The organism is Streptomyces sp. NPDC058796 (assembly GCF_042745235.1).
Taxonomy (GTDB): Bacteria; Actinomycetota; Actinomycetes; order Streptomycetales; family Streptomycetaceae; genus Streptomyces.
In genome coordinates this window covers 77,013-102,179 of sequence record NZ_JBHYOP010000008.1, presented here as the reverse complement: position 1 = coordinate 102,179, position 25,167 = coordinate 77,013, and the positions used below count along the sequence as shown (strand labels likewise).

Sequence of the window (25,167 nt, the reverse complement as noted above, 5' to 3'; positions counted from 1 at the left end):
GTGGGGTCCCGCATTCGCGCGGTGTTGCATCGTCCGGCGCCCGATGCCGTATTGGCATGGTCCCGACAGCCAGCGCTGCCGAAGGTCCTGTGTGACGGCCGCCCATGGCCGTGCGGGTGACCGGTCGTGTATGACACCGGTGCGCTAGGAGCGTAGGAGCGGAGACGGGATCTTCCGCCGCCGGTAGCGGGTTCGCCCGCTTCGCCCGCGATACGGTGCTGTCATGTCTTTATCAGGTGAAGCCGGATCGGTCCTGTCTCCCCTCACCGCGGACGACGTCGACCTCGCCGTTCGGCTCGCCGTGGGTGCCCTTCGGGAGGCGCCCACGGACGGGTGGGGCGGTAGGGCCGGTTCGCTGGAGTGGGACTGCTGGGAGACCGTCGAGCACCTCGCCAACGACCTGCTGTACTACGCGGTGCAGCTGGGACCGCAGAGCCCGCCGCTGGACACCCATGTGCCATTCGCGTTGCGTCAGAAGAGGCCGGAAGGACCCGTGGTCTTCGTCTACGCGGAGCGTGATGCTGGTCCGGCCGGCCTGGTGCAGGTGCTGGAGGCGTGCGGCGCGCTGCTGGTCGCCATGGTGCGTACGATGCCACCCCGGGTCCGCGCCCACCACGCCGCCGGGGTGTCGGACCCGGAGGGCTTCGCCGCGCTGGGGGTGCAGGAAACGCTGGTGCACATGCACGATGTGGCGGAAGGCCTCGGGCTTGTCTGGACCCCGCCCTCCGCTCTCTGCGCGCGAGTGCTCGCCCGCCTGTTTCCACAGGCTCCGGGCGGCGCGGATCCGTGGCTCACATTGTTGTGGGCCACCGGCCGCACCGAACTCCCGGGGCACCCTCGCCTCACCACGTGGCGCTCGGACAGCACACCGCGGTCATAGGCGCGGATCGACCTCAGCGCCCGTCCTGAACACCCCTTCCGTAACGTGCCCGTCCCCGCCCACAGGGCTCCCGCCCTCGGACGAGCGCTCCCACCGCACTCAGCGCCGCGCCCTCGCGGCGGACACGCCTCTCACGGCGCCGGCCGCAGGCGCCGCGCCGAAGACCGCCGCGCCCAGAGCATGCACCGGGACGAGTCGGCACCGTCGTGAGACTGTCAGCCCGAATGGTTCCGCGTGGGTGGCTCGGGTGGGCATCCGGCTTGCCGACGGCTCACGGTCCCCGCACTGGCTGCACCCACGCACGCCAGAGCCGTCCATTGCACCATTCTCAGGTTCTCGTCCAGCACCAGTACTCCCGCGAGACCCGCGCTCGCCGGCTCCAGGCTTGCCAGCACGCCAACTTCCCTTGTCGGAAGGCGCCGCAAGGCTGCCAATTCCAGTGAGTACGGAAGCACGGCCGACAGCACCGCCACCACGGTCCCGGTCAGCAGGATTCGGGGGGTGAGCAGGTCCGTTCCCTGCTTCAGCACGCCCAGCGGCACGGTCAGCACCGCTGCCCAGGTCAACGCCAGGGCAAGCGCGCCGCCACCCGTGTTCCGGGTCCCTGCCTGCTTGCTCAGCAGCAGGTAAGCGGCCATGCAGGCTCCGGAGGCCAGAGCGAGAAGCACGCCGCCGAGCGGAAATCGGAGGCCGAGCGGGGCGTAGAAGAGCCACACACCGACTCCGGCCAGGACGGCGCAGCCCGTGTCGAGGAGGCGGCGCGAGGTGAGCAGCGCAAGGGTGATCGGTCCGAGGAGTTGGAGAGCGCTGGCCAGGCCCAAGGGCAGGACTGTCAATGCGGGGTAGATCAAGTTCATGCCCGCGATCGCCGTACCGAAGCCGAGTATCACGCCTGCGTCTGTACGGTTGCTCGGCAATGAGGGGCGGTGGAGGAGCAGCAGAACTACCGCAGCGAGCCCGAGGCGCAACGCCACCGTTCCAGATGCTCCGATCGTGCCGGAGAGCTGTTTGCCCACGGCCTGCCCGAACTGGATGCTCAGTACGCTCCCCAGCATCAGCGCAGGGGCGGGAAGTTTCGTCATCTTTTCAGGCTTGACGGCACGAGCATCCACGTCCAGTGAAGATTTGAGCGGGTGACCTTTTAGGCTTCACTGCATGATTGACCATCGTCTGCGCGTGTTGCGGGCACTCGCCGAGCACCGGACGGTGACCGCCACCGCCGCCGCACTGCACCTGACCCCCTCGGCCGTGTCCCAACAACTGCGGTCGCTGGCCCGTGATCTCGGTGTGGAACTGCTACGACCCGAGGGGCGGCGCGTGCGGCTGACACCGGCCGCGCACATCGTGCTGCGGCACGCCGACACGCTCCGGCTTCAATGGGAAGCGGCTCAGGCCGAACTGGCTCAGCACAGCGAGGCCGTCCGGGGCACGCTGCGTCTGTGCGGCGTCTCCTCCGCACTGGCCACGCTCGCCGCACCGGCCGTCACCGCTCTGCGAACAACGCACCCCCTGATACAGCCGTTGGTCATCGAGGAAGAGAGCACCGAGTGCTGTCAGATGCTGCTCGCGGACGAGGCGGACATAGCCCTGGTACTGCCCGGACCGGACGCGCCGCCCATCACCGACGCCCGGTTCGAGCAGACACCGTTGATGACCGACCGTCAGGACCTGCTGGTCGCTGAGAACCACCGGCTCGCCCGACCCGAAGGAATACGGCTCGACGAAGCGGCCGGCCAGGCCTGGATCGTGAAGAAGCACAACAACGACTCCTACCCGCTGCTGCTGGCGGCGTGTACGGCCATCGGCTTCAGCCCGCGTATCGTCCACCAGGTAAAGGAGTGGTACGCGGTCTCCTCGCTCGTCGCGGAAGGGCTGGGCGTCTGTCTCCTGCCGCGTATCGTGCCGCTGCCCCAGCATCCCGTGATGCGAGTCCCTTTGCTGGGCGAATCAACTCCCGTACGGCAGTTGCTCACCGCGGTGCGGCGCGGCAGCGCCGGCCACCCACTGGTCGCGGCGGGCCTGGCAGCGTTGCGCGACGCGACCTCGGCGCGCGCCTTCGGAAGCTGACAGTCCGCCGTGGAAGACGACGGCTCAGGCGCCGTTCGACGGGGGTTGGTTCGGTGGCAGGACCTCTAGGACCTCTAGGACCTCCAGGAACCCCGAGGGGCGGACGGCTGGACGGGGAGGGCGGCGAGGACCGTCCACTTGCCCTTCGTGAGGGACGTGCCCGGTCGCCCGGGTCGGGGCCTGGCTGCCTCCCATCTGCTCCGGCCCTCCAGCATCAGCCGGATCTGCGGTCTCAGATCGAGGCTGTCGGGGTACTCGGTGATGGCCTCCAGTGCCAGCGTGCAGGGCTCCGGCACATAGCCCTCACAGTGCACCTCGTGCGGCTCCGGCGGTGTGGCGAGGATGCCGACGACCGCGGCGGCGGACCGCCACAACAGCGCGGTCGACGGCTTGTACTCCGGACCGTTGTCGTAGGGGCACCAGAGAACCTGGAGGAGATCGGCATGTCCGGGCGGCCGCAGCAGGGGCACGTCGCGCAGATACAGCTGGGACACGGGCAGCATGGGGACCGGGCAGTCCGCGGGCCACGGGGGCCGGCGTCGAGACGCTCTGCGAGCACCGCGGCATTCCGCTCCTTGGTCCTTTCCTCCTCGGGCGTTCTCCCTGGACGACCGTGATCACCGTGCCGCCGGGCCCGCATCCGTCTCGTCAGCCGCACTTCGGCCGGTGACTGGCGGACCCACTGTCACGGTGCAGGTGCGAGGCGTCGCAGTGCGGCCACGGCTCATCAGCCGGCCACAGCAACGGTCCTCCGACCGAGCTGTCCCCGGCCGAAGGCGCCCCGGGACGGGGGTGCAGCCGAATCGCAGGACGCGCCAACGGCGCCGGCTCGGGAAAGACCGCGGTCAAGTCCACGGGCCGCGGCGGAGTCGTACGTACGAATACCATGCGGGTGATCTGTCACCAGGCACTGACAACCCCGGCCGCCCCGACCAGGTTCGGTGGCATGGGTGTTCAGTTGGTCAGCTCCAACGCACGGGCCCCGGCCCGCGGCGCAGTTCCGTCTCACCTCACACATGACCCAGTACGTCCGTCTGACGGGCAGGCACTTCGAAGACGAGTTCGCGGCCGTCCTCCTCGTCCCACTGCTCCCCGACCTCAACGAAGCCGAAGCCCGAGATCGTGGCCAGGGATGCCACGTTGTCGGGGCTGATCGTCGCCCGCACAGTCGTGACTGCGGGTTCGGCCGCCGCCCGGCGGAGCAACTCGACCAGCGCGGATCGGGCGTATCCCCGGCGACGAAAGCCGGGAGCGATGGAGTAGCCGATCTCGACCATGCCGACCTCGTCCGGTGGCCCGTGGAACCCGGCATGTCCCACAACGAGACCCTTGTCGCCGACGACCGCTTGTCGCACCATCCACCGCGCCCGGCCGGGATCGGCGGCCATCTGGCCGAGCCGGAACTGCCACAGCCACTGTGCTCTGCCGGTCACGAAGTACTCGGTCAGCGGGACCCCGGCCAATCTGCCGGCTTCGGACAGGTCGCCATCGAGCAGAGCGGACATTGCCCCGCCGGACAGCTCGACAAAACGTACACACTTCGGGCTCCGCCTGAACGGTCCCCGGTCATCGGCTTCATCAGTCACCTGCGGATGTTCGCCGACTCACCCACAGGAAGTCCAACGATTTCGAAGCAAACCAGATCTGCCGGACTTCTCCCGCGCCGCGGTCGGCTCCAGCCGTATCCGCGCACGGCATCCCGGTCGCCGAGATCACTACCGGCGGGCAACCGAAACGATGTCACCCGGCTGATCCCACTGTCCCAGCGGATACGCAGGCGGCGGAACCCGTACCCACGTAGCCTCACATCCGGGATCTCAGTACGTCGACCTCACAGCCTGGTGCGAACGGGTCGAAGCCGTGCTCGATCAGCCAGCGAACTGCCAGCAGGCTTCGCAACGACCACCACGCGTGGATCACGCCGAGGTCGATGTCGGTGCCGTAGCCGGCGAGGACGTCGTCGAGGTGCTCCTCGTGTCCGAGCGTGAAGGTGGCGAGGTCGTACAGAGCATCACCCCGGCCCGCCTCGGACCAGTCGATGATGCCGGTGACCTCGTCGCCGTCGACGAAGACGTGCGCGATCTGCAGGTCGCCGTGCGTGAACGCCGGAGTCCAAAGCCGGAGCGCGGCCTCGGCGACCTGGCGGTTACGGGTGACCAGGTCCGCGGGCAGGAGGTCATTCGCCACGAGTGACTCGCATTCGTCGTCGAGTTCCGCCGTCAGCGCGACGATGCTCCGCCCGGCCCGGCCGGGCCGGGGCGGCAGCGGCCCGTCGTGCAGCGTCCGGATGGCGGCGCCCGCCGCGGCCCACGCCGCCGACGACCCGGTCGACGGCCCGCCGAGGCGCCCAAGCGTCGTCCCCGGGAGCGCGGCGATCGCGAGCACGGGCGGCTTGCGCCACAGGACCTCCGGGGTCGGGACCGGCGCGAGGGACATCGCCTCGACTTCGACGTCGATACGCGCCTGATCGGCGTCCACCTTCAGGAACACGTCCCCGACGCGCAGGGTCGCGCGCTCGGAATGGGCGACGACGACTTCGACCTCATCCATGGGCGAGCAGTATCCCGGAGGTGATCGCCGACGTCGCCGGATTTTTCGCATGCGATGACACGGCCGGCCGCGTCCCGCTACCCGACGGCCTCATGTACAGCACTGCCCCTTGACCAGGCCAAGCCCCCTACTGGTCTCGCCGGTGGACGCCGGCGACGGCGATCGCACATGCGGCGCATGCCCAGACCGCGTAGACGGTCCAGGCTCCGCCGGTGGTCCAGGGGAAGAGCGTCGGGGAATGGCCGGCCTCCACGAGCCGTAGCCACGCGGGGTAGGGCAGGGCGTGCCTGACGACCGCCGACCAGTGGCGGCCGTCGGTGAAGACCAGGGGCAGCACGAGAACGACCACCACTGAGGTGATCATGGTGGAGGCGGTGTGCCGGACGACGGCCCCGAGGGCGAGACCGGCGAGCGCGCACACCGGAGCGAGCAGGGCGGAGGCCAGGACGACACGGAAGGCGCCCGGATCGCCGATGGAGACGCCCGCGTCCCGACCGTCGAGGATCGCCTGCGTCACGGTGAACGAGACCCCTGCGACGAACGCGCCGAAGACGGTGGTGACCAGGGTGACGACGACCGCCTTGGCCGCCATCACCGAGCGGCGGGACGGGACGGCCGCGAACGTCGTCCGGATGGTGCCCGTGCTGTACTCGCCGATGATCACCAGCGCACCGATGGCGCTCATGGCCAGAGCCATGAGCAGGGCCGCGTTCGCGCTGAAGGCCTGCTGCAACGCGATCCCGTCGTCGGCGAAGGAGGCGCGGTCCCTGGACACCTGCAGCGTCCAGTGGCTGTACGTGTCGTAGGCGATGCCGGTGTTGAAGCCGATGACGGCCAGGGCGGCGGCCCCGTAGGCGATCCAGGTCGAACGCAGCGACCGGTGTTTGAGCCACTCGGCGGCGACCAGGTCCCGGAAACGGGCGCGGGGTTCGCGGGCGGCGTGCTCGCCGCAGGAAACGTGCGGTGCCGTGGTCATCGGGGATCTCCTCCGGGGAACTGGACACGGTCGGCGGTGAGCTCCATGAAGGCCTCTTCCAACGAGGCGGAGCGGGTACTGAGCTCGTACAGCGGGAGACCGTGCCGTCGGGCGATCTCGCCGATCAGTACCGCGCTCAGGCCGGTCACGGTGAGCTGCTCGCCCTCCAGGTGCACGGCCGCACCCGCGTCCGTCAGCAGGTCCCTCAGGGCGGTCGCGGCGGGCGTGGTCACGGAGACCCTCTGGCGGTCGCCGCGGGACGAGAACTCCGCGAGGCCCTCCGCCGCGATCAGCTCCCCGCGACCGATCACGATCAGCTGGTCGGCGGTGTGCTCCATCTCCGACATCAGATGGCTGGAGACGAAGACGGTACGGCCCTCGGCGGCGAGCCGCCTGAACAGCTCACGCACCCACTTCACCCCCTCCGGGTCCAGGCCGTTGAGCGGCTCGTCGAACAGCAGCACCGGGGGGTCGCCGAGCAGGGCGGACGCGATGCCGAGCCGTTGCTTCATGCCGAGCGAGAATCCGCCGATGCGGCGCCGGGCGACCTCGGCGAGACCGACCTCCCGCAGCACCTCGTCCACTCGGCGCCGCGGGATGCGGTTGCTGCGCGCCAGCGCCGACAGATGCGCTGCCGCGCTGCGCCCGCCGTGCACGTCGTGCGCGTCGAGGAGGGAACCGACATGACGCAGGCCGCGGGGACGGTCACGGAAGCGCCGGCCCTCGATGGTGACCGTGCCGCTGGTGGGCTCGTGCAGGCCGAGGATCAGCCGGAGCGTGGTGCTCTTGCCGGAGCCGTTCGGCCCGAGAAACCCGGTCACCCGGCCGGGACGCACGGTGAAGGACAGGCCCTTGACGGCTGTCGTGCCGCTGTATCGCTTCGTGAGTTCGCTGACTTCGATCATGGTGCCCACGGTGCCGTTCAGCGCCCCCGCTCGTCGTCGGACCGGTGATGACAATCGCCGGGCGCGGACGTCGACCCTGGTTGTACGACCGCAGGCCGATGCCCCGTCGCGTGTACGGGCTTACGATCTCCGCATGCCCCCCTCACCGTCGCCGCCGTTGCCACTGCTCAAGCGCATACCACCGGGCCTGTGGACGGCGCTGGTGTGGGTCCTGGCAGCGGTGCAGCCCATCGTCGAGTACGTCCTGACGCCACCGCGGCACGAGTACTCCCGCAGCTATCCCCGGGACGGCCTCGACTCGCTCACGGCTCAGGGACTGCTCGCCCTCGCCCTCCTGGTCGTCCTGACCGGCAGCGCGCTGCTGCGCCGCCAGACGGAGGTGGCGTACGGTCTGGTGGTCGTCGGCACGGTCGTCTCGTCGGTGGCCTGGCGGCAGGACGAAGTCATGCCCCTGCAGTTTCTGGCGGTGGACGTCGCCCTCTGCTACGTCGCGGCCACCCGGGCCCGGCGCATCGCGATCACCGCGACCGCCGGAACGCTGGGCGTGCTCGCCGGCTACCCGGTCGTGCGGTGGATCACGGGAGGGGGAGGCTCGGGCACCGCCTCCGAACCGTTCGTCGCCCTGACGGTCGTCATCGCCTGGCTCATCGGCAACTCGGTGCACCAGGCCCGTGCCCACACCGCGGAGCTGCACGCCCGGGCCGCCGCCCAGGCCGTCACCGCCGAACGGCTTCGCATCGCCCGAGAGATGCACGACACGGTCGCCCACAGCATCGGCATCATCGCCCTGCAAGCCGGAGCCGCCGCCCGCGTCGTCGAGACACAGCCGGCCAGGGCCCGCGAAGCGATGATCACCGTGGAACACGTCGGGCGTGAGACGCTGGCGGGACTCCGGCGGATGCTGGGCGCACTGCGGCAAGCCGACCAGGAGCAGGAAACCGTCCTCCGGGACCAGGAATCGACCAGCCACGACCAGATGCGCGCACAGACTCCTCCGCAGCCGGCCGTCGGCCTGGCGGATCTGGAACGGCTCGCCACGACGACCACGGCCGCCGGCGTCCGGGTGGAAGTGTGGTGGCAGGGCAAACGCCGCCCGCTCCCCGCGGACGTGGACCTCGCGGCGTTCCGCATCGTCCAGGAGGCGGTGACCAACGTCGTGCGGCACGCGGCTGCCGATCGCTGTCGGGTCAAGGTCGAATACCGGGAGGACGAACTCGTCGTCGAGGTCGCCGACCGGGGCAAGGGCGGCGACACGAAAACCAGGAACCCGGACACCGGATTCGGCCTGGTCGGCATGCGGGAGCGAGTCGCCCTGCTGGACGGCCGATTCACCGCAGGCCCGCGTCCGGGGGGCGGCTTCCGGGTCGCCGCCCGGCTACCGGTGCCGACGGCGGCAGGGAACGAACCCGCAGCGAAGGCCGGAGCCAGATGACCATCCGCGTACTGCTCGCCGACGATCAGCCCCTGGTCCGCGCCGCCCTGCAGATGGTCATCACCGACACCGCGGACGTTCAGGTCGTGGGCGAGGCCGGAGACGGCACCGAAGCGGTCCGGCTGACCGGGGAACTCACCCCCGACGTGGTGGTGATGGACATCCGGATGCCCGGCATGGACGGCATCGAAGCCACCCGCCTGATCACCACGGGCACCAGCACCACACGCGTTGTCGTCCTGACCACCTTCGACGACGACGACTACGTCTACGGAGCGCTGCGCGCCGGCGCGTCCGGATTCCTGGTCAAGGACATGGCCTTGGACGACATCCTCGCCGCAGTCCGCGTCGTGGCCGCCGGGGACGCCCTCATCGCACCGAGCGTCACCCGCAGACTGATCAAGGAGTTCGCGGACCGTCCCGCGGCGACGCCGCCACGCCGGACGGAACTCGAGCGCATCACCGACCGGGAACGTGAGGTGCTCACCCTGGTCGGCAGGGGCCTGTCCAATGCCGAAATCGCCGATCAGCTCTCCATCAGCGCCGCCACCGCCAAGACCTATCTGACCCGGCTGCTCGCCAAGCTCGACGCACGTGACCGGGTGCAACTCGTGATCCTCGCCTACGAAGCGGGGCTGGTGGCACCGTCCTGCTGACGTTCACGGCCGCTCCCGGCCGCGCCGTCGGCCCGTCGGCAGGGGGACCGGGGCGGTGCCGGGGACGACCGTGTTCGTCAGGGTGCCGATGCCCTCCACCGTGAGGGACACGGTGTCGCCGGGCTTCAGCGGCGCAGGGCACTGTTCGCCGCGCCTGCCCCACAGCTCGGCCAGACAGCCGCCGTTGCCACAGGTTCCCGAGCCGAGGACGTCACCCGGTACGACGCGGGTGCCGCGGGAGGCGTACGCGGTCATCTCCTCGAAGGTCCAGCTCATGTTGGACAGCAGATCCTCACCGACCTTCTCGCCGTTGACCTCGGCGGTAAGGGCCAGGCGCAGGAACCCGTCGGCGTCCCGGTGGGGCTCCAGCTCGTCCGCGGTGACCAGGTACGGACCGAGGGTGGTGGCGGTGTCCTTGCCCTTGCAGGGACCGAGGCGCACCTTCATCTCCGCGCTCTGCAGGTCGCGCGCGGACCAGTCGTTGAAGACGGTGTAGCCGACGATGTGGTCACGGGCCTGCTCGGGGGTGAGGTCCCGGCCCTCGCGCCCGATCACCGCGCCCACCTCCAGCTCGTAGTCCAGCACGGCCGAGCCGGGCGGCACCGGGATGTCGTCCCGGTGGCCGTAGATCGCGTGCGGGTTGGTGAAGTAGAAGGTCGGGGCCGCGTACCACTGCTCGGGGACACCGTCCGCTCCGTCGATGGAGCGGCGTACTCCTTCGACGTGCTCCTCGAAGGTGACGAAGTCCCGTACCGACGCGGGCGTCAGCGGGGGGAGCAGCCGCACCCGGGAGACGTGCGGACCGGGCGGGACGTCGAGTGCCTCCCGGCCGGCGGCGAGCAGCCCGGGCAGGCCGTCGGTCTCCGCTAGCAGGGCCGACAGGGAGGAGACGCCCGGTAGCGGCAGGAGGGTGCCGTCGGCTTCGACGACGGCCACCCGGTGGCGGTGGCGGTGCTCGTAGGCGGCGAAACGCATGGTGTGGCTCCAGTGGGAGGAACGGTCGGTCCAGCGGGATGCGCCTCAGGTCGTGGTCCACGGTGACCTGGCACATGTCAGGTCGCGGGCAGCACGGCCGTGACCCCGGGGCCGGGGCGGGGCGGGGCGTCGGCTCAGACCGGCGGGGCGACGAAGACGCCGCGGTCGGGGTCGTTGAAGGACTCCTTGGCGACGAGTTCGTTCATGGGGTTGGCGGTGCCCCACTGGTCGGTGACCTCGGGCTGGGAGAAGTCGTAGACGTGAGGGTGCCAGGTGTCCTCGTCCAGGCACTCCAGTTCGGTGGTGTACTCGACGGTGTTGCCGTGCGGGTCGAGGAAGTAGGTGAACGTGTTGTCGCCCGCCATGTGCCGGCCCGGGCCCCAGATCTTCTTGAAGCCGGCCCGGATGACACGGCCGGAGCCGCGCATGTACTCGTCGATGCCGCGCATCTCGAAGGAGACGTGGTGCAGGGAGGTGTGCGGGCCCTTGGCCAGTGCCATGGAGTGGTGCTGGTTGCTGATCCGCATGAAGTGCATGACCTCGCCCATGTGCGGCGAGCTGAGCGTGTCGGAGAGGGCGAAGCCGAGGTGGCGCTCGTACCACTCGCGGGTGCGGTTCAGGTCGGGGGAGTTGAGGACGACGTGGGAGAGCTTGACCGGGATGGACTCCTTCTCCTCGATCCTGCGGTGCTGCCGGACCCCGACGTCGGCCGAGACCTCGATGGTGCGGCCGTCGACGTCGAAGAAGCGGAAGCCGTATCCGCCGCCCGGGGTGTCGACCGTGCCGGGCCGGGATATCAGCTGCACACCGCCCGCGAGCAGCCGCTCGGCGAGGGTGTCGACGTCGGCCGCGGACGCGGCGCCGTAGGAGACGAGGTCGAGGCGCTTCTCCTCGGCCTTGCGCAGCCGGACGACGTACTGCTCGGGGGAGCCCTCGGCGGCCAGGAAGGAGATGCCGGAGTCCTCGGTGACCTTGGTCAGGCCCCAGACCCCGGAGTAGAAGTCGAGCTGCTTGTCGTAGTCGGGCACGGCGAGGTCGACGTGCCGCAGGTGGGTGAGCAGGCGTGCGCTCATGGGGTTCCTCCTCGGGTGAGGGCGAGGTTGAGCAGGGCAGCGGCGTTCGCACCGCGGACGGCGGCGGTGTCGGCCTCGGACAGACGCGCGGCGCGCAGGGCGCCGACGGGATCCTCGGTTCCCATGTCGAAGGGGAAGTCCGAGCCGAGCAGCACCCGGTCGGCCCCGGCGGCGCGCACCAGTTCGCGCAGGACGTACGGATCGTGGACGAGGGAGTCGAAGTACAGCCGCTTCAGATAACTGCTGGGCGGGCGGGCGCAGCCGGCGCCCGAGTCGGAGCGGGCCGACCAGGCGTGGTCGGAGCGGCCGATGTGGGTGGGCAGGTAGCCGCCGCCGTGCGCCGCGACGATCTTCAGCCCGGGGTGCCGGTCGAGGACACCGGAGAAGATCAGGTGGGACAGCGCGACGGCGTTCTCGGTGGGCTGGCCGACGGTGTTGGACAGGTACCAGCGGTCCAGACGCTCGTCGAGCGTGCACCCGAAGGGGTGCAGGAAGAGGATCGCGCCCCTCTCCGCGGCCCGGGACCAGAAGGGCTCGTAGGCCGGGTCGGACAGCTCCCGGCCGGGGGCGTGGCTGGAGATCTCCACCCCCGCCAGGTCCTGGTCGAGGGCGTGGTCCAGGGCGTGCACCATGTGGTCCGGGTGCTGGAGGGGCGCGAGGCCGAGCCCGCGCAGCCGGTCGGGCGCCCGCGCGCAGTGCGCGGCCGTCGCCTCGTTGGCCAGCCGGTACACCTTCTCCGCCGTCGCCTCGTCGGCCCAGTAGTGGTAGTGCGAGGGGGAGGGGCTGACCAGCTGCACGTCGACACCCTGCGCGTCCATCGCGGCCAGGCGCAGGGCGACATCGGTCATCCGGGGGACGCGCTCGCGGACCATGGGCCCGTTGACCGCGAGTGCGGCGGGCCCGTTGCGCCGGGCGTCCAACTCCCTGGCCTCGGCGTGGCCGGGCAGGCCGGCCACGAGTGATTCGACCACGGGGAGCAGGACGTGTGCGTGCACGTCGACGGTGGGCCGGGTCACGGCAGTTCCCTGAGCATGGTCATGGTGCGGGCCATCAGGCCCGGCACGTCGGCGTCCCGTACGCCGTCGAGCTGCCACTGCCCGATCTGCACGGACGCCTCCACGACCGGGCGGACGCGGGCGATCCGCCGGTGGTAGTACGCCTGGAACAGCGCGTCGTCCCACGTCTCGGAGGAGGTCAGCAGTCGCGCGAGTACCCAGGCGTCCTCGAGGGACAGCGCGGCGCCCTGGGCCAGGGTGGGCGGACAGCAGTGGGCGGCGTCGCCGACGAGGACGACGCGGCCGCGGTGCCAGGAGCCTTCGACGAGCATCCGGTCGAACCAGGTGTAGTTGACCCTCGCCGGGTCGGTGATCTGCTCGGTGATCTCCGGCCAGTGCCCGCCGTAGTGGCGGGTGAGGCGTCGCATCTCCTCGGCGTACGACTGGGGCGGTATGGAGGCGCGGTCGCGGTTGGCCTCGACGACGTAGGCGTAGAGGGCGGTCTCGCTGGTGGGGCAGTAGCCGGCGATGTAGGCGGGGCCGCCGTAGGCGAGGTCGGTGCGGGCCACGCCCGCCGGGCGCGGGGCGGCGACGCGCCAGATGGCCATGCCGGTGGGCTCGGGCCTGTCCGTGATGCCGATCGCGGCGCGGGTGGCGGAGCCGAGGCCGTCGGCGGCGACCACCAGGTCGTAGCGGTGCTGGGAGCCGTCGGAGAGCCGGACGTGCACACCGTCGGAGTGCTGGCCGAGGATGTCGGCGGTGGTGCCCAGCCGGACCGACGCGCCGCCGGCGCGCACGGCTTCGATGAGGATCTGCTGGAGCCGGGGGCGCTGCATGCCGACGGTGGCGGGCAGGTCGTCGCCGCCGGTGCGCAGGTCGTCCTGAACATGCAGGACGGTTCCGTCGGGGGCGGTGATGCCCACGGAGCCGAAGCCGTGTCCGGACGCCTCCACCTGTTCCCAGACACCGAGTTCGCGCAGGACGCGCAGGGCGTTGCCCTGGAGGGTGATGCCGGAGCCGGCGGTGGCGTTCCAGTCGTCCTTGGCCTCGATCAGGTCCACGGCGATTCCGGCGCGGCGCAGCAGGATGGTGACGGCGTTGCCGGCCGCGCCGCCACCGACGACGAGGACCGTGCGGGGCTGGGTCATGAAGAACTCCTCCGTTCCTCGGACTACTTGACGGCGATCGGGTTGACGGGCGAGCCGACCGCTCCGGTGATGGGCAGCGGCGCCGCGGTGAGCCAGCAGCCGTACCGTCCGTCGGCGGCGCAGTCGTCGGCGAGGGCTTCGAGGTCCCACATCTCCCCGATGAGCAGGCCGATGTGAGGGATGGCGACCTGGTGCAGCGGCTGGAAGGCGTGCTCGAACTCGTTGGGCCGCACTTCGAACCCCCAGGTGTCGGTGGCGAGCGCGGCGATCTCGCTGCCGTGCAGCCAGCCGGCCGTGGTGAACGACAGGCCGGGAGCCGGACCACCGGCGTACTCGCCCCAGCCTCCGGCGTGGGGGGATTCCCGTCGGCGTACCCGGGCGAGCTGACCGGTGCGGACGAGGACGATGTCGCCTCTACCGACCCGCACACCGTGCGCCTCGGCGGTCGCGGCCAGGTGCTCCTCGGTGATCGCGAAGCCGTCCGGCAGCTCACCGTCCTCACCGACGACCCGGCCGACGTCCAGGAGCACCCCGCGTCCGGCGACGTGCGGGGCCATGTGCTCGATGCCGGTGACCAGGTCACCGTCGGAGGTGACGACCTGCTCGGCCGGGCGTCCGTTCCACGCCTTGCCGTGGTCGAAGATGTGGCCGAGACCGTCCCACTGGGTGGAGCACTGCAACGGCATCGCTATGACGTCGTCGGCGCCGCCGATGCCGTGCGGGAAGCCCTGGTTGCCGAGGGCGGCGTCGGTGCCGGTGTCCAGCATGGTGTGCACCGGGTTGGTGCGACGCCGCCAGCCCTTCTGGGGGCCGTTCATGTCGAACCGCTGCGAGAGGGAGAAACTGACGCCCCGCCTGATCAGCGCGGCACCTTCACGGCGCTTGGCCTCGTCGAGGAAGTTGAGCGTGCCGAGCACGTCGTCCTCGCCCCAGCGGCCCCAGTTGGAGTACGCCTTCGTGGCCCGGGCGATCGAGCCCTCGGGGTCCGTGCGGTCCAGGATCACCGGGCCGCCTCCGCCACGCACCGGGTGCGCTGGGCGCCGAGTCCGGTGATGGAGGCGTCCATGACGTCGCCGTCGCGCAGCAGCCGGCCCCAGTGCATGCCGTTGCCGGCCGGGGAGCCGGTGAGCACCAGGTCGCCGGGGAGCAGGCGGGCGGTCCGTGAGGCGTAGGACACCATCCGGGCGACGTCGAAGATCATGTCGTTGGTGGACTCGTCCTGCATGTTCTGGCCGTTGAGCTTCAGCGTGAGGCGCAGGTCGCCCGGGTCCGCGATCGACGCGGTGGGCACGATCCAGGGGCCGAGCGGCGTGAATCCGGGGGCGTTCTTGCTGCGCAGCCAGTCGGTGCCGATCTGCGGCATGTCCCGGCGGAAGACGGTGGCCCGGTCGGTGAGGTCGTTGGCGATCGTGAAGCCCGCGACGTGGCCGAGGGCCTCCTCGACGGACACCCGGTGGGCGGGGCGGCCGATCACCGCCGCCAACTCCAGCTCCCAGTCGGGCTTTTCGGCCCAGGCGGGCAGCACGACCTCGTCGTACGGCCCGGTGATCGCACTCGGCAGGCCGATGAACACGTACGGCAGGTCCTCGGCCGCCCTCCGGTCCATGATCTCCGCGGCCTCGGCGCGCCGCTCCGGCTCCGGCCTCTCGTCACCGGGCGCACGGTGTGCGACGTGCAGGTCGATGACGTGCTGCCGGTAGTTGGCGCCGGACTGGAACACCTGGCGCGGCTCGACCGGCGCGTGGACCTTGTAGTCCGCGAGCGGCCGACCAGCCCCATCGGCCTCGTCGGCCAGCGACCGCAGCCGAGGCAGTGCTGCGTCCCAGCCCTCCAGCAGCGTACGGGTGGTCAGCCGTTCGTCGTCGAATGCGACGCGCAGGTCGAGCACCAGGGCGTCGGGGGTGACGAGGGCGGGGAAGGCGGGTCCCTCGAGGGCGGAAAGGGTGGCCAGTGCGAAGGGTCCGGCGAAGAGGGCGGACGCGGCTTCAGGTTTCACGGACAGGTCCTCCTGATTGCGGTGGCACTAATCTGGACCCGCCTCTTGCGATCAGGGAAATCGATTGTGTGGATGCTCGTCATCCATCAGGCGAATTCCCGCAGGTCGTCGTCGGACAGCTAGGGAAAACGCCGTGAATCTCAGTCGCCTGGACCTCAATCTCGTCGTCGCCCTGCGCGCCCTCCTCGAAGAGCGCAACGTCACCCGTGCCGGGCAGCGCGTCGGCCTCAGCCAGCCCGCGATGAGCGCGGCCCTGTCCCGCCTGCGCCGCCACTTCGACGACGACCTGCTCGCCCGGGTCGGCGGCCACTACGAGCTGACGGCCCTCGGCCAGGTCCTCATGGACCGCACCGCCACGGCGTACGACGTGCTGGAGCGCCTCTTCGCCAGCCAGGCGGACTTCGATCCCGCCGAAGAGCGCCGGGAGTTCAAGCTGATCGCGTCCGACTACGCCGTCGCGGTCTTCGGTGCCGAGCTGGCCCGGTTCGTGCACGAGGAGGCTCCCGGCATCCGGCTGCGCTTCGCCCAGACCCCGACCAGCGTGGTGGACGGCACGGAAACGCTGCTGAGCACGTCCGACGGCCTGTTGATGCCGCACGGCGTCATCAGCGACTTCCCGGCCACCGACCTGTACGGGGACCGGTGGGTCTTCCTCGTCGCCGACGACCATCCGAACGTCGACGACCGCCTCACCCGCCAGGACCTGACCCGCCTTCCCTGGGTCACCTACCAGCGCACCTACGACGCCCCGGCCGTGCGCCAGCTCGGGATGCTGGGCATCGAGCCCCGGGTCGAGGTCTCCGTGGACAGCTTCCAGATCATCCCGCTGCTGGTGGCCGGCACCCGGCGCATCGCCCTGATCCAGGCCCGCCTGGCCCGGCTCCTGGCGCCGCTCGCCGGCGTCCGCGTGGTGGAGCCGCCGTACGAGGCCGTGCCGTTGCGGGAGGCCATGTGGTGGCACCCCGTGCACACCCACGACGCGGCCCACATCTGGCTGCGCGAGACCGCGGCCCGTGTCGGCCGACGGATGGCCGACGGGCCCGAAGAGTGAGGGGCGCGGCCCGCTGTGGGCGACTGATGCCACCCACGTGACGGATGAAGCCGTCCGCAAGGTGAATCAGGTGTGGTCGCCCAGGTGGACCGGCACGGCCCTCTCGCTGAACGACCTGTAGGCCCTCGCCCAGGCGTGGTGCGTGGAGCGCGGTGCGGCCGCCCCGAACACCGCACATCACGATGCGTTCTTCCGGCTACGGGGCGTCTCGCTTCGCGGTGGCGTGGACGGAGCCGAGCAGGTCGAGGGCCTGGGCGTCGGGGCTGCCGGGCTCGGCCTGGTAGATGACGAGTTGTTGGCCCGGAGCGTCCCGCACGTCGAACGCCTGGTAGGTGAGCGTCAGGGGCCCGACGTCCGGGTGGAGGAAGTGCTTGGCGTCCTGGGTCTTGCCACGCACGGCGTGCGTGTTCCACAGGTGGGTGAAGTCCGTGCTGTGCTCGGTGAGGTCGCGGACGAGTTCCCGAAGCCGTGGATTGTCCGGATCGAGGCCGGCAGCCTGGCGCAGGTGGCTCACGGTGGCCTGCGCCGTGTGGCTCCACCGGGTGTAGAACTGGCGGCCTGCCGGATCGAGGAAGGTCATGCGCGCCAGATTGTCCGCATGCCGGAAGGGCGAGTGCAGGGCCTCGGCCAGGGCATTGCTCGCCAGGACGTCCAAGGTCCTGTTGATGACGAACGCCGGGGCGCCCGGGTATCCGTCCATCAGCTGACGAAGGGCGGGACCGACTCGGTCCGTGGTGTGGGTGAACCGGTTGCTCGGCGCCGTCCCGGCCAGCCGGTGCAGGTGCGCGTGGGCGTCGGGGTCCAGTCGCAGGGCGCGGCCGAGCGCGTCGAGTACTTGGGCCGAGGGGTGGCGTTCGCGCCCCTGTTCCAGGCGGGTGTAGTAATCCGCGTTCACCCCGGCCAGGACTGCGACCTCTTCACGACGCAGTCCGGTGACCCGGCGCACGCCGTAGCTCGCCATGCCGACGTCCCGCGGCCGGAGCCCCGCCCTGCGTGCGCGAAGGAACTCTCCCAGGTGGTTGTCGGTCATGCCCTCAGGTTAGAGCGCAGGGGCGGTGTGCTGCCCGGGTGCACCGCACCCAGGCAGCACACGTCCTGGTGGGCGGTCGCCGACCTGACCAGACTCGGTCGGGCAGGACAGATCCGCACCCATGGACGAGGGGAGTCCGCCATGACGGGCAGCACGGAGAAGAGCCATGCCGACGTGGTCGGCATGTGGGTGACCGCGAACGGTCACATCCGCCAGGAGTTGCGGCCGGACGGCCGCTACGACGAGGCCCGCGGCGACCGGCGCAGCGCGTACACGGGCCGCTACACGGTGACCGGCAGCCACATTGACTACGTCGACGACTCCGGGTTCCACGCGACGGGCGACATCCGCGATGGCGTGCTCTACCACGAGCACCTCGTGCTCTACCGAGAGGAAACGCAGGCATGACAGACACAGCCAAGGTCGTGGCGATTACCGGAGCGAGCAGCGGAATCGGCGAGGCGTCCGCCCGCCGGCTTGCCGCGGACGGCCACCGTCTGCTCCTCGGGGCGCGGCGCACCGGTCGTCTCGACGCGCTGACCAGAGAGATCACCGCAGCAGGGGGCACCGCGACGTTCCAGCGGCTGGACGTCACGGACGCCGACGACGTCCGGGCGTTCGTGTCCGCCGGACGCGAGCACTACGGCCGAGTGGACGTGATGGTCAACAACGCCGGAGTGATGCCGCTCTCGCCGCTGGAGGCACTGAGGACCGACGAGTGGAATCGCATGCTCGACGTCAACGTGCGGGGAGTCCTCCACGGTATCGCCGCCGCCCTGCCCACGATGCGGGCCCAGGGCGGCGGGCACTTCGTGAACGTCGCTTCCGTCGGCGCCTACGAGGTCTCTCCGACCGCCGCCGTCTACTGCGCCACCAAATTCGCGGTCCGCGCGATCTCCGAAGGACTGCGCCAGGAGTCCACCGGGGACATCCGGGTCACCCTCGTTTCCCCGGGCGTGACCGAGTCGGAGCTCGCCGACAGCATCTCGGATCCGGCTGCCAGGGAGGCCATGAAGGCGTACCGCGCCGTGGCACTGCCCGCATCCGCCATCGCGGAGGCCATCGCCTACGCCATCTCCCAGCCCTCGCAGGTCGACGTCAACGAGATCGTTGTCCGCCCCGCCGCCAGCGCCCAGTAGGCCGCGGTGGCGCCACTCGTTGCACACGTTCGGCGCGGCGGTGGAACTTCGGAGGCGGCGCCCGGCAGGCGGCTGATCATCGCCTGCGTCTCTTCGTCGCGTACATCTCAGGCTGGGCGCGGTCGGACAGCGGCGGCTGGCGTCTGGAGTTCGGTCTGGCCGTCCTGCCGGCCGTTGTCCTCGGCGTCGGCAGGCTGCACATGCCCGAGAGCCCCCGCTGGCTCCGAGCGCGGTCTGCGCGAGGAGGCCGCGACGGTCCTGACCCGGCCCCGGCCGCCCGGCGGGGCGTGGGCCGCGAGATCGACGAGATGACCGGCGTGGCCACGGCCACGCCCGCCGGCGGTTGGCGCGACCTGCGGCAGCGGTGGCCGCGCCCCGCGCTGCCGACCGCCGTCGGCATCGCGGCCTTCTCCCAGCTCACCGGCGTCAACGCCGTGGTCCACCACGCACCGACGATCCTCGTCGAGCCGGGTTCGGCGACTCGGGCGCGCTGCTCACCGGTATCGGTATCGGCGTGATGCTGGTGATCGCCGGTGTGGTCGGCGCCGTCACCGTGGACCGGGTGGGCCGCCGGCGCGTCATGCTGTGGTTCCTTCCGGCTCCGGCCTCGCCACGGCGGTCATGGCGCTGGCCTTCCTCCGCCCGGAGGGCTCGGCGCCCGGCGGTGGACAGCGATTACCGCGCTCGTCGCGTACCTCCTGTTCAACGGCATCGGGATCCAGGCGGTCGCCTGGATCATCGGCCCGCAGATCCTGCCGCTGAGTGTGCGCGGCCCGGCGACCAGGGGACGGTCCCCGGAGAGCATCGAACGCGCACTGAAGCGCGGCGGATCCTTCCGGAGGCCGCCCCGTCTTACGCGCCCTCCACGGAGGACGGGGCCGCACCGGCCTGACGACGTCCGGCGCCCGCGCGCCACTCGGCAGCGGTCAGTCAGTGGCCTCGGGAACTGGCTTGCCGCGGGTTGCGCCGGACCGGTCGGTCATGGCCGGTTGCTTGCCGAACACGGCAGGAGGAAGGCGTCGGAGAACGCGGGACGGACGGATTCAGTCGGCCATGCCGGATACTGGTAGCAGGGCGGAGGCGACCATGCTGACTGAGCTGCGCGAGCATGTGGGCAAGTCCCTGTTCGAGCGAGTGGCGGGCCCGGACGGACCGGCCACTCGGGTCCGGATCCACGACACCCCTGGTCCTCGCTGGTTCGGTCCCGACCGTCCCATACGCGCTGTCCACGGCGATGCCTCGATGTTCATCGGCGGAATCAGTGCCCTGCTGCTGCAGTCCCTGCACCCACTCGCCATGGCGGCTGTCGCCGCCCACTCCGGCTACCGGGGCGACCCGTGGGGCCGATTGCAACGCACCAGCACGTTCCTCGCCGTCACCACGTACGGCACCGCCGACGACGCCCAGCAAGCGGTCGACCACGTTCGCGGAATCCACGAGAGCATCAGCGGCAGGACCGCGGAGGGGCTGACCTACCGTGCCGCAGACCCGCACCTGCTCGGATGGGTCCACGCGGCCGAGACCGACAGCTTCCTCCGCGCCCATCAGCGCTACGGGTCCTGCCCTCTCGACGACGCGGACTACGACGCCTACGTAGCCGACACCGCTCGGGTGGCTGAGGCCCTGGGAGTGATCGACCCTCCCCGCGACCGTCACGACCTGTCCCAGCGTCTCTGCGCCTACCGGCCTGAACTGCGGGTCACCCCCGAGGCCAGGGCCGCCGCGCGCTTCCTGCTGCTGCAACCGCCGATTCCCCTCGTGGCACGGCCGCTATACGCCGGACTCGCGGCGAACGGCGTGGCCTGCCTCCCGGCCTGGGCCCGGGACGCGCTGAAACTGCCACGCCTGCCGGTCATCGAGGACCTCGCTGTACGCCCCGTCGGCCGCGCACTGACCGGCGCCATCCGCTGGGCCATGGCCCCGCCACCGCCAAGCCCGTGACGGGGCACGGGCGCCACGGTGCGCGGGTCGAGCGTGGCCTGCCCCATACACACCGTCGTCCCGGTCCGCGAGCGGCGAGACCGCCGAGCCCGGCAGGTCGATCCCTCATCGTCTGCGGACCGCAGGTCACGAAATCCATGGACCAGGGCGTTTCCGACCAGCGGCCAGGACGCTGAGGCGCGACTCTGGGTCATGACGAAGTGACCCTGGGAGCCGCTGATGTCCGAGAACCTGAGCAAGGCACAACCACCGGTCGTCGACCGGGCGACCTTCGAACGCCGACTTGAGGCGCTGAGGGAAAGGGAGAAGGGCCATACCCGCGAAGGGGATGCGATCGCCGCCGCGCGCCGCAGGCTTCCGATGGTCGAGGTGGCCGCCGACAGCCCGCTGCTGGGACCGGATGGCCCCGTGACGCTCCTGGACGCGTTCGAAGGGCGACGCCAGATGATCGCCTACTACTTCATGTGGTGGCCCGGTCGGCCGGCCGCTGAGCAGTGCGAAGGCTGTACCTGGGTGATGAGCCACGTGGGGGAGCTCGCCTACCTCCACTCCCGCGACATCACCTTCGCCGCGTTCTGTCAGGGGCGGAACACCGCTTACGGTTTCGCGGATGCGCAGACGTCGTACGAGGAGAGTCTGCGCTACCGCGCCTTCATGGGCTGGACGATGCCGTGGTACTCCGCCCAGCCCTCGCTCGAGTCGCTTCTGACCGGTCGGGAGCTCGGCTTGTTCCACCTGGTGTGCTACCTGCGCGACGGCGACCGTGTCTTCGAGACGTACTGGACCAGACGCCGTGGGGCGGAGACGGTGGACTACAGCTACGCGCTCATGGACATCACGGCGTTCGGGCGTCAGGAGGCCTGGGAGGACTCACCGGCCGGCTGGCCACGCCTCGGGCAGGCCACGCGGACTCTCAGCGGGGCCCCGGACTGGAGGCCGCTACGGGATGGTGAGCAGGGCGGACGCCCTACAGCACACTGGCCACGCGTCGACGCCGGCCGCTCCGACGACCTGGGCGCCACCAGCCCCAGCCGGAGAACCGAGTCCGATCACTGACTGACTCCGACGCGCACGCAGTAGCCACGGCAGAGCCGGATGACCGGAGCCGTGGCGCGACCGCCCGAGTGAAGGTGGCGTGCCGCGGCCTCAGCCCAGCCGTGCGCCGTCCACGGCGGCCTGCCACGTACGCCACCTGCCCCGGTTCACCCGCACCCCTGTGGAGCGGGGTCAGGGACAGGCGTGGGCATCGGCCCCTGCGTCGCCGTCCTCGCCGGGGCCTGCCTGGCCACCACGACGATGCCGGACGGAGTGCCTGTGAGCCCCGCCGGGGGAGTGCCCGCCGACAGCGGGTCGAGCCGCGCATGAGAAGGCCTCAAGGAACGCCCTAGCGGGCCGGGACAGGGCCGGGGCGTCTTGTTCGCCCCGGCCGCCGGTCGCTCCGGGACTGCCGGGCCGGCTGGAATTCCGACGAAGGGACGCACCGTGAACGTCGCCTCCGAGACCGAGTTCGACCTGGACCTCGACCTGAGCATCGTCGTCGAGGAAGCCCCCGCATGGAGGCCAAGTCCTTCACCGGCACGGGCACCTGCCTCTCCTGCCCGGCGGCCTCCTGGCACCGGCGTCCGTACACGCAGGCGAGCGACGTGAACATGTGGGGCGGAGGAGGTGCGGATGAGGGACGACAGCGCATTCGACGCCGTGGGGCCGGTCCTGCTGCGGGCAGCAGTCCTTCCGCTGCCCGGCCCGGCCGGGGGCGGGGCCCCGGAGCGGATTCCGGGCGGGGCCCGGCCGGGGACCCCGGTGGGCCCGGCGCGCAGCGTGCCGAGGCGGCCCGGATGGTCGGTGACCCGGTGTTCATGGCCGCCGTCGAGCCGGCCAGCCCGAGCCTGGCGGGGGAGGCCCGCCGCCTGGTGCGCGGCGCCCGCTTCCTGTTCACCAACGAGTACGAGGCGGCCCTGCTCCAGGAGCGCACCGGCTGGACGGAGGAGGAGGTACTGCGCCAGGCCGACGTCTGGCTGCTGACCCGGGGCGCGGCCGGGATGGACATCGGCCGGTCCGGCCTGCCCTGGCTGCACGTCGACGCCGTCCCCGCCGCGGCCGTCGGCGAGCCGACGGGGGTCGGCGACGCGTTCCGCGCCGGTTTCCTCGCAGGCGTGACCGGGGGACTGTCGTACGAGCCGGCGGCCCGGCTGGGCTGCGCCCTGGCGACCGCCCCACCTTCCCTCGCTCTGACCCGACCCCGAGGAGACGAACATGACGACGAGGGCTCCGCAACTCTCCCGCGGTGTACGCGAGATAATCCTGGACGCCGGAGGGGTCGCGCTCTCCGGCCTCCTCAGCGAGCCCGGGCACACTCGGGCCGGGCGGTCGTCGTGGCCGTCCACGGCGGCGGCATGAACGCCGGCTACTTCGACGGCCAGGCCTGGGAGAGCGCTCGCGGCCGACCGATCGCCGTGGGGGCGGGGGCGCGTCCGGAGAATCGCCCGGTGGAGGTGAAGAGGGGAGACGGGAGCGCGGAATAGCGCTCGACGAGCTCGCGCAGGCGAGCCATCGGGGAGCCGTCCTCGTAACCTCCGTCGTCGGCGGGGACGACGCCGAGCTCGCGGCGGGCCTCGGCGGCGGCGTTGGTCCGCGGCTCGGCCATCCGCGCGGAGCTTCGTCGGCGATGATCCGTACCGGACGCCGGAGCCCGTGGCGCAGCTCGCCGGAGACGCCGGCGGCGTCGGCGTACCGGGGAAGTCCCTGAGGGCCGCCTCAGGGGGGAATGGGGGCCGGCCCCGATGTCCGGCCCCTGAACGGCCAAGAGTCTTGGGACATGCCCCGGACGAAGCGCGTACTCATCATCTCCGGCTCGATCCTCACCGTCCTGGTCCTCCTCGTGGGCGGGGCCTTCCTCTGGCTGTGGACGAGCGCCGACGTGACCACCGTCGGCAAGGAGTCCTTCGACAACGAACTCGCGATACCGCCCCTCGCCGAGTCGCGCGTCGACAAGGACGGGACACGCGTCTTCGACCTGCGTATGCGGCCGGGCCAGAAGGAGTTCGTGGACGGACGCAAGACCGACACGTGGGGCTTCAACGGCGACTACCTGGGCCCCACCCTGCGCGCGCAACGCGGGGAGAAGGTCCGGGTACGGGTCCGCAACGGCCTCGACGAAGCGTCCACCGTGCACTGGCACGGCATGCACCTGCCCGCGAAGACGGACGGCGGCCCGCACCAGATGGTGGCCGCGGGCGACACCTGGTCCCCGCACTGGACGGTCGACCAGCCGGCCGCCACCCTCTGGTACCACCCGCATCCCCACGGGGCGACGGAGAAGCACGTCCAGCGCGGTCTGGCCGGCATGTTCATCCTCGACGATGCGGCATCCGACCGGCTCGCGCTGCCGACGCGCTACGGGATCGACGACCTCCCCCTGATCGTGCAGGACGTCTCCTTCGACGGGGCCGCCTTCGACCATGGTCGCGGCATGATGCAGAACGTCGGCTTCCTCGGCGAGCGGACCATGGTCAACGGCACGCTCAGCCCGTACCGGGAGGTCGCCGACGAACGGGTGCGCCTGCGCCTGCTGAACGCCTCGACGGCCCGTACCTACAACTTCGGGTTCTCCGACGACCGCGCCTTCGACCTCGTCGGCACGGACGGCGGCCTCCTGACGCGGCCCGCCACACTCGAACGGATCCAGCTCTCCCCCGGGGAGCGGGCGGAGATCGTCGTGATGATGCGCCCCGGCGAGCGCACCGTCCTGCGCAGCTACCCCCAGGACAACTACGGCGATGCCTGGCAGAAGCGGTTCAACGGCGGCGACGACTTCTTCGACGTACTGCAACTGCGTGCCGCCGACCGCCTGCGCCCGTCGCCGAAGACGCCCGCCGAGCTGGGCACACTGGAGGTGCCGGACGGCACCGGGGCCGTGAAGGCCCGCCACTTCGACCTCAAGCGCTCCGGGATCAATGGCCGTGCCATGGCCATGGACCGGGTGGACGAGACCGTCACCCGCGGGACGACCGAGACCTGGACCGTGCGCAACACGAACGGCATGCCGCACAACTTCCACGTCCACGACGTCCAGTTCCGCGTGCTGGAGGTGAACGGCGGGGCACCGCCGGCCGCGCTGCGCGGCCCCAAGGACACGGTCTTCGTGCCCAACGGCACCACCATGAAACTGGCCATGCGCTTCGACGGCCCGGCCGACCCGGACACGCCGTACATGTACCACTGCCACCTGCTCTACCACGAGGACCAGGGAATGATGGGCCAGTTCGTGGTCGTCGAGAAGGGCCAACAGGCGGGACGGCCCGGCGAACACCAGCACTGACCGGCATCCGCGGGGGCCGCGCGGCCCGCCCCCGT

General features: G+C 71.0%; 25 protein-coding genes. 12 read left to right on the top strand and 13 right to left on the bottom strand.

Translation table 11 applies throughout. From position 1 onward, the window contains the following. Positions 1–223 precede the first annotated feature (223 nt). Positions 224–880, top strand: coding sequence for a hypothetical protein (locus ACFW47_RS20820; protein WP_386283146.1), 657 nt, complete (start codon positions 224–226; stop codon positions 878–880). Positions 881–1,095: 215 nt separating this feature from the next. Here the strand turns inward: ACFW47_RS20820 and ACFW47_RS20815 are convergent, their stop codons facing one another. Beyond that, on the bottom strand, positions 1,096–1,962 hold the full coding sequence (locus ACFW47_RS20815; protein WP_386306587.1) for a DMT family transporter: 867 nt from the start codon (positions 1,960–1,962) through the stop codon (positions 1,096–1,098). A 73-nt stretch (positions 1,963–2,035) separates the two neighbouring features. Between ACFW47_RS20815 and ACFW47_RS20810 the strand changes: the two genes are divergently transcribed. Beyond that, a complete protein-coding gene (locus tag ACFW47_RS20810; protein WP_386306585.1) occupies positions 2,036–2,947 on the top strand; it encodes a LysR family transcriptional regulator in 912 nt (303 codons plus the stop codon). Positions 2,948–3,021: 74 nt separating this feature from the next. On the opposite strand, the gene ACFW47_RS20805 is transcribed toward ACFW47_RS20810, so the two are convergent. From ACFW47_RS20805 to ACFW47_RS20785, 5 genes are all read right to left on the bottom strand, one after another. Next, positions 3,022–3,441, bottom strand: a complete 420-nt coding sequence (locus ACFW47_RS20805; protein WP_386306583.1) for a hypothetical protein — start codon at positions 3,439–3,441, stop codon at positions 3,022–3,024. Positions 3,442–3,957: 516 nt separating this feature from the next. Then, positions 3,958–4,533: a GNAT family N-acetyltransferase gene (locus tag ACFW47_RS20800; RefSeq protein ID WP_386283138.1), complete on the bottom strand. Its 576-nt coding sequence runs from the start codon at positions 4,531–4,533 to the stop codon at positions 3,958–3,960. Positions 4,534–4,750: 217 nt separating this feature from the next. Further along, positions 4,751–5,497: a phosphotransferase family protein gene (locus ACFW47_RS20795; RefSeq protein ID WP_386306581.1), complete on the bottom strand. Its 747-nt coding sequence runs from the start codon at positions 5,495–5,497 to the stop codon at positions 4,751–4,753. 127 nt (positions 5,498–5,624) lie between these two features. After that, a complete protein-coding gene (locus ACFW47_RS20790) occupies positions 5,625–6,473 on the bottom strand; it encodes an ABC transporter permease subunit (protein ID WP_386306579.1) in 849 nt (282 codons plus the stop codon). Beyond that, positions 6,470–7,378: an ATP-binding cassette domain-containing protein gene (locus ACFW47_RS20785; protein WP_386306577.1), complete on the bottom strand. Its 909-nt coding sequence runs from the start codon at positions 7,376–7,378 to the stop codon at positions 6,470–6,472. The genes ACFW47_RS20790 and ACFW47_RS20785 overlap by 4 nt, the downstream gene beginning before the upstream one ends. A gap of 133 nt (positions 7,379–7,511) precedes the next feature. Between ACFW47_RS20785 and ACFW47_RS20780 the strand changes: the two genes are divergently transcribed. Both ACFW47_RS20780 and ACFW47_RS20775 read left to right on the top strand, forming a co-directional pair. Further along, on the top strand, positions 7,512–8,810 hold the full coding sequence (locus tag ACFW47_RS20780; RefSeq protein WP_386306575.1) for a sensor histidine kinase: 1,299 nt from the start codon (positions 7,512–7,514) through the stop codon (positions 8,808–8,810). Then, the gene (locus ACFW47_RS20775) at positions 8,807–9,466 is read left to right on the top strand and encodes a response regulator (protein WP_386306573.1); all 660 of its coding nucleotides are present in this window, start codon (positions 8,807–8,809) and stop codon (positions 9,464–9,466) included. The genes ACFW47_RS20780 and ACFW47_RS20775 overlap by 4 nt, the downstream gene beginning before the upstream one ends. 3 nt (positions 9,467–9,469) lie before the next feature. On the opposite strand, the gene ACFW47_RS20770 is transcribed toward ACFW47_RS20775, so the two are convergent. The 6 genes from ACFW47_RS20770 to ACFW47_RS20745 all read right to left on the bottom strand — a co-directional run bounded on the left by ACFW47_RS20770 (position 9,470) and on the right by ACFW47_RS20745 (position 15,659). Continuing rightward, on the bottom strand, positions 9,470–10,441 hold the full coding sequence (locus tag ACFW47_RS20770) for a fumarylacetoacetate hydrolase family protein (protein ID WP_386306571.1): 972 nt from the start codon (positions 10,439–10,441) through the stop codon (positions 9,470–9,472). Positions 10,442–10,575: 134 nt separating this feature from the next. After that, a complete protein-coding gene (locus tag ACFW47_RS20765; protein ID WP_386283122.1) occupies positions 10,576–11,514 on the bottom strand; it encodes a VOC family protein in 939 nt (312 codons plus the stop codon). After that, on the bottom strand, positions 11,511–12,530 hold the full coding sequence (locus tag ACFW47_RS20760; protein WP_386306569.1) for an amidohydrolase family protein: 1,020 nt from the start codon (positions 12,528–12,530) through the stop codon (positions 11,511–11,513). Before ACFW47_RS20760 ends, ACFW47_RS20765 begins: the two co-directional genes overlap by 4 nt. Continuing rightward, positions 12,527–13,657: an FAD-dependent oxidoreductase gene (locus tag ACFW47_RS20755; protein ID WP_386306567.1), complete on the bottom strand. Its 1,131-nt coding sequence runs from the start codon at positions 13,655–13,657 to the stop codon at positions 12,527–12,529. The genes ACFW47_RS20760 and ACFW47_RS20755 overlap by 4 nt, the downstream gene beginning before the upstream one ends. 23 nt (positions 13,658–13,680) lie before the next feature. Next, the gene (locus tag ACFW47_RS20750) at positions 13,681–14,661 is read right to left on the bottom strand and encodes a cyclase family protein (protein WP_386283116.1); all 981 of its coding nucleotides are present in this window, start codon (positions 14,659–14,661) and stop codon (positions 13,681–13,683) included. Continuing rightward, positions 14,658–15,659 carry a fumarylacetoacetate hydrolase family protein gene (locus ACFW47_RS20745; RefSeq protein ID WP_386306812.1) on the bottom strand — a complete coding sequence of 334 codons (1,002 nt, stop codon included), beginning with the start codon at positions 15,657–15,659 and terminating at the stop codon, positions 14,658–14,660. Before ACFW47_RS20745 ends, ACFW47_RS20750 begins: the two co-directional genes overlap by 4 nt. Positions 15,660–15,786: 127 nt before the next feature. Here ACFW47_RS20745 and ACFW47_RS20740 point away from each other — a divergent pair, with 127 nt between their 5' ends. Then, positions 15,787–16,704: a LysR family transcriptional regulator gene (locus tag ACFW47_RS20740; protein ID WP_386283114.1), complete on the top strand. Its 918-nt coding sequence runs from the start codon at positions 15,787–15,789 to the stop codon at positions 16,702–16,704. 196 nt (positions 16,705–16,900) lie between these two features. On the opposite strand, the gene ACFW47_RS20735 is transcribed toward ACFW47_RS20740, so the two are convergent. Then, entirely contained in the window at positions 16,901–17,734 is an 834-nt protein-coding gene (locus ACFW47_RS20735; RefSeq protein WP_386306565.1) for a helix-turn-helix transcriptional regulator, read from the bottom strand. A gap of 141 nt (positions 17,735–17,875) precedes the next feature. Here ACFW47_RS20735 and ACFW47_RS20730 point away from each other — a divergent pair, with 141 nt between their 5' ends. The 7 genes from ACFW47_RS20730 (at position 17,876) to ACFW47_RS20700 (ending at position 25,132) form a co-directional block, all read left to right on the top strand. Beyond that, positions 17,876–18,142 carry an Atu4866 domain-containing protein gene (locus ACFW47_RS20730; RefSeq protein ID WP_386283110.1) on the top strand — a complete coding sequence of 89 codons (267 nt, stop codon included), beginning with the start codon at positions 17,876–17,878 and terminating at the stop codon, positions 18,140–18,142. Further along, the gene (locus ACFW47_RS20725; protein WP_386283108.1) at positions 18,139–18,873 is read left to right on the top strand and encodes an SDR family oxidoreductase; all 735 of its coding nucleotides are present in this window, start codon (positions 18,139–18,141) and stop codon (positions 18,871–18,873) included. Before ACFW47_RS20730 ends, ACFW47_RS20725 begins: the two co-directional genes overlap by 4 nt. Next, complete coding sequence (locus ACFW47_RS20720; protein WP_386306810.1) at positions 18,777–19,391, top strand: MFS transporter; 615 nt, start codon at positions 18,777–18,779, stop codon at positions 19,389–19,391. The genes ACFW47_RS20725 and ACFW47_RS20720 overlap by 97 nt, the downstream gene beginning before the upstream one ends. A 568-nt stretch (positions 19,392–19,959) precedes the next feature. Beyond that, on the top strand, positions 19,960–20,814 hold the full coding sequence (locus ACFW47_RS20715) for an oxygenase MpaB family protein (RefSeq protein ID WP_386283102.1): 855 nt from the start codon (positions 19,960–19,962) through the stop codon (positions 20,812–20,814). A gap of 219 nt (positions 20,815–21,033) precedes the next feature. Beyond that, complete coding sequence (locus ACFW47_RS20710) at positions 21,034–21,870, top strand: DUF899 family protein (protein WP_386283100.1); 837 nt, start codon at positions 21,034–21,036, stop codon at positions 21,868–21,870. A gap of 497 nt (positions 21,871–22,367) precedes the next feature. Beyond that, positions 22,368–23,336 (top strand): PfkB family carbohydrate kinase, encoded by a 969-nt coding sequence (locus ACFW47_RS20705; protein WP_386306563.1) that lies wholly within the window; start codon positions 22,368–22,370, stop codon positions 23,334–23,336. Between the two features lie 293 nt (positions 23,337–23,629). Next, entirely contained in the window at positions 23,630–25,132 is a 1,503-nt protein-coding gene (locus tag ACFW47_RS20700) for a multicopper oxidase family protein (RefSeq protein ID WP_386283095.1), read from the top strand. Positions 25,133–25,167 lie beyond the last annotated feature (35 nt).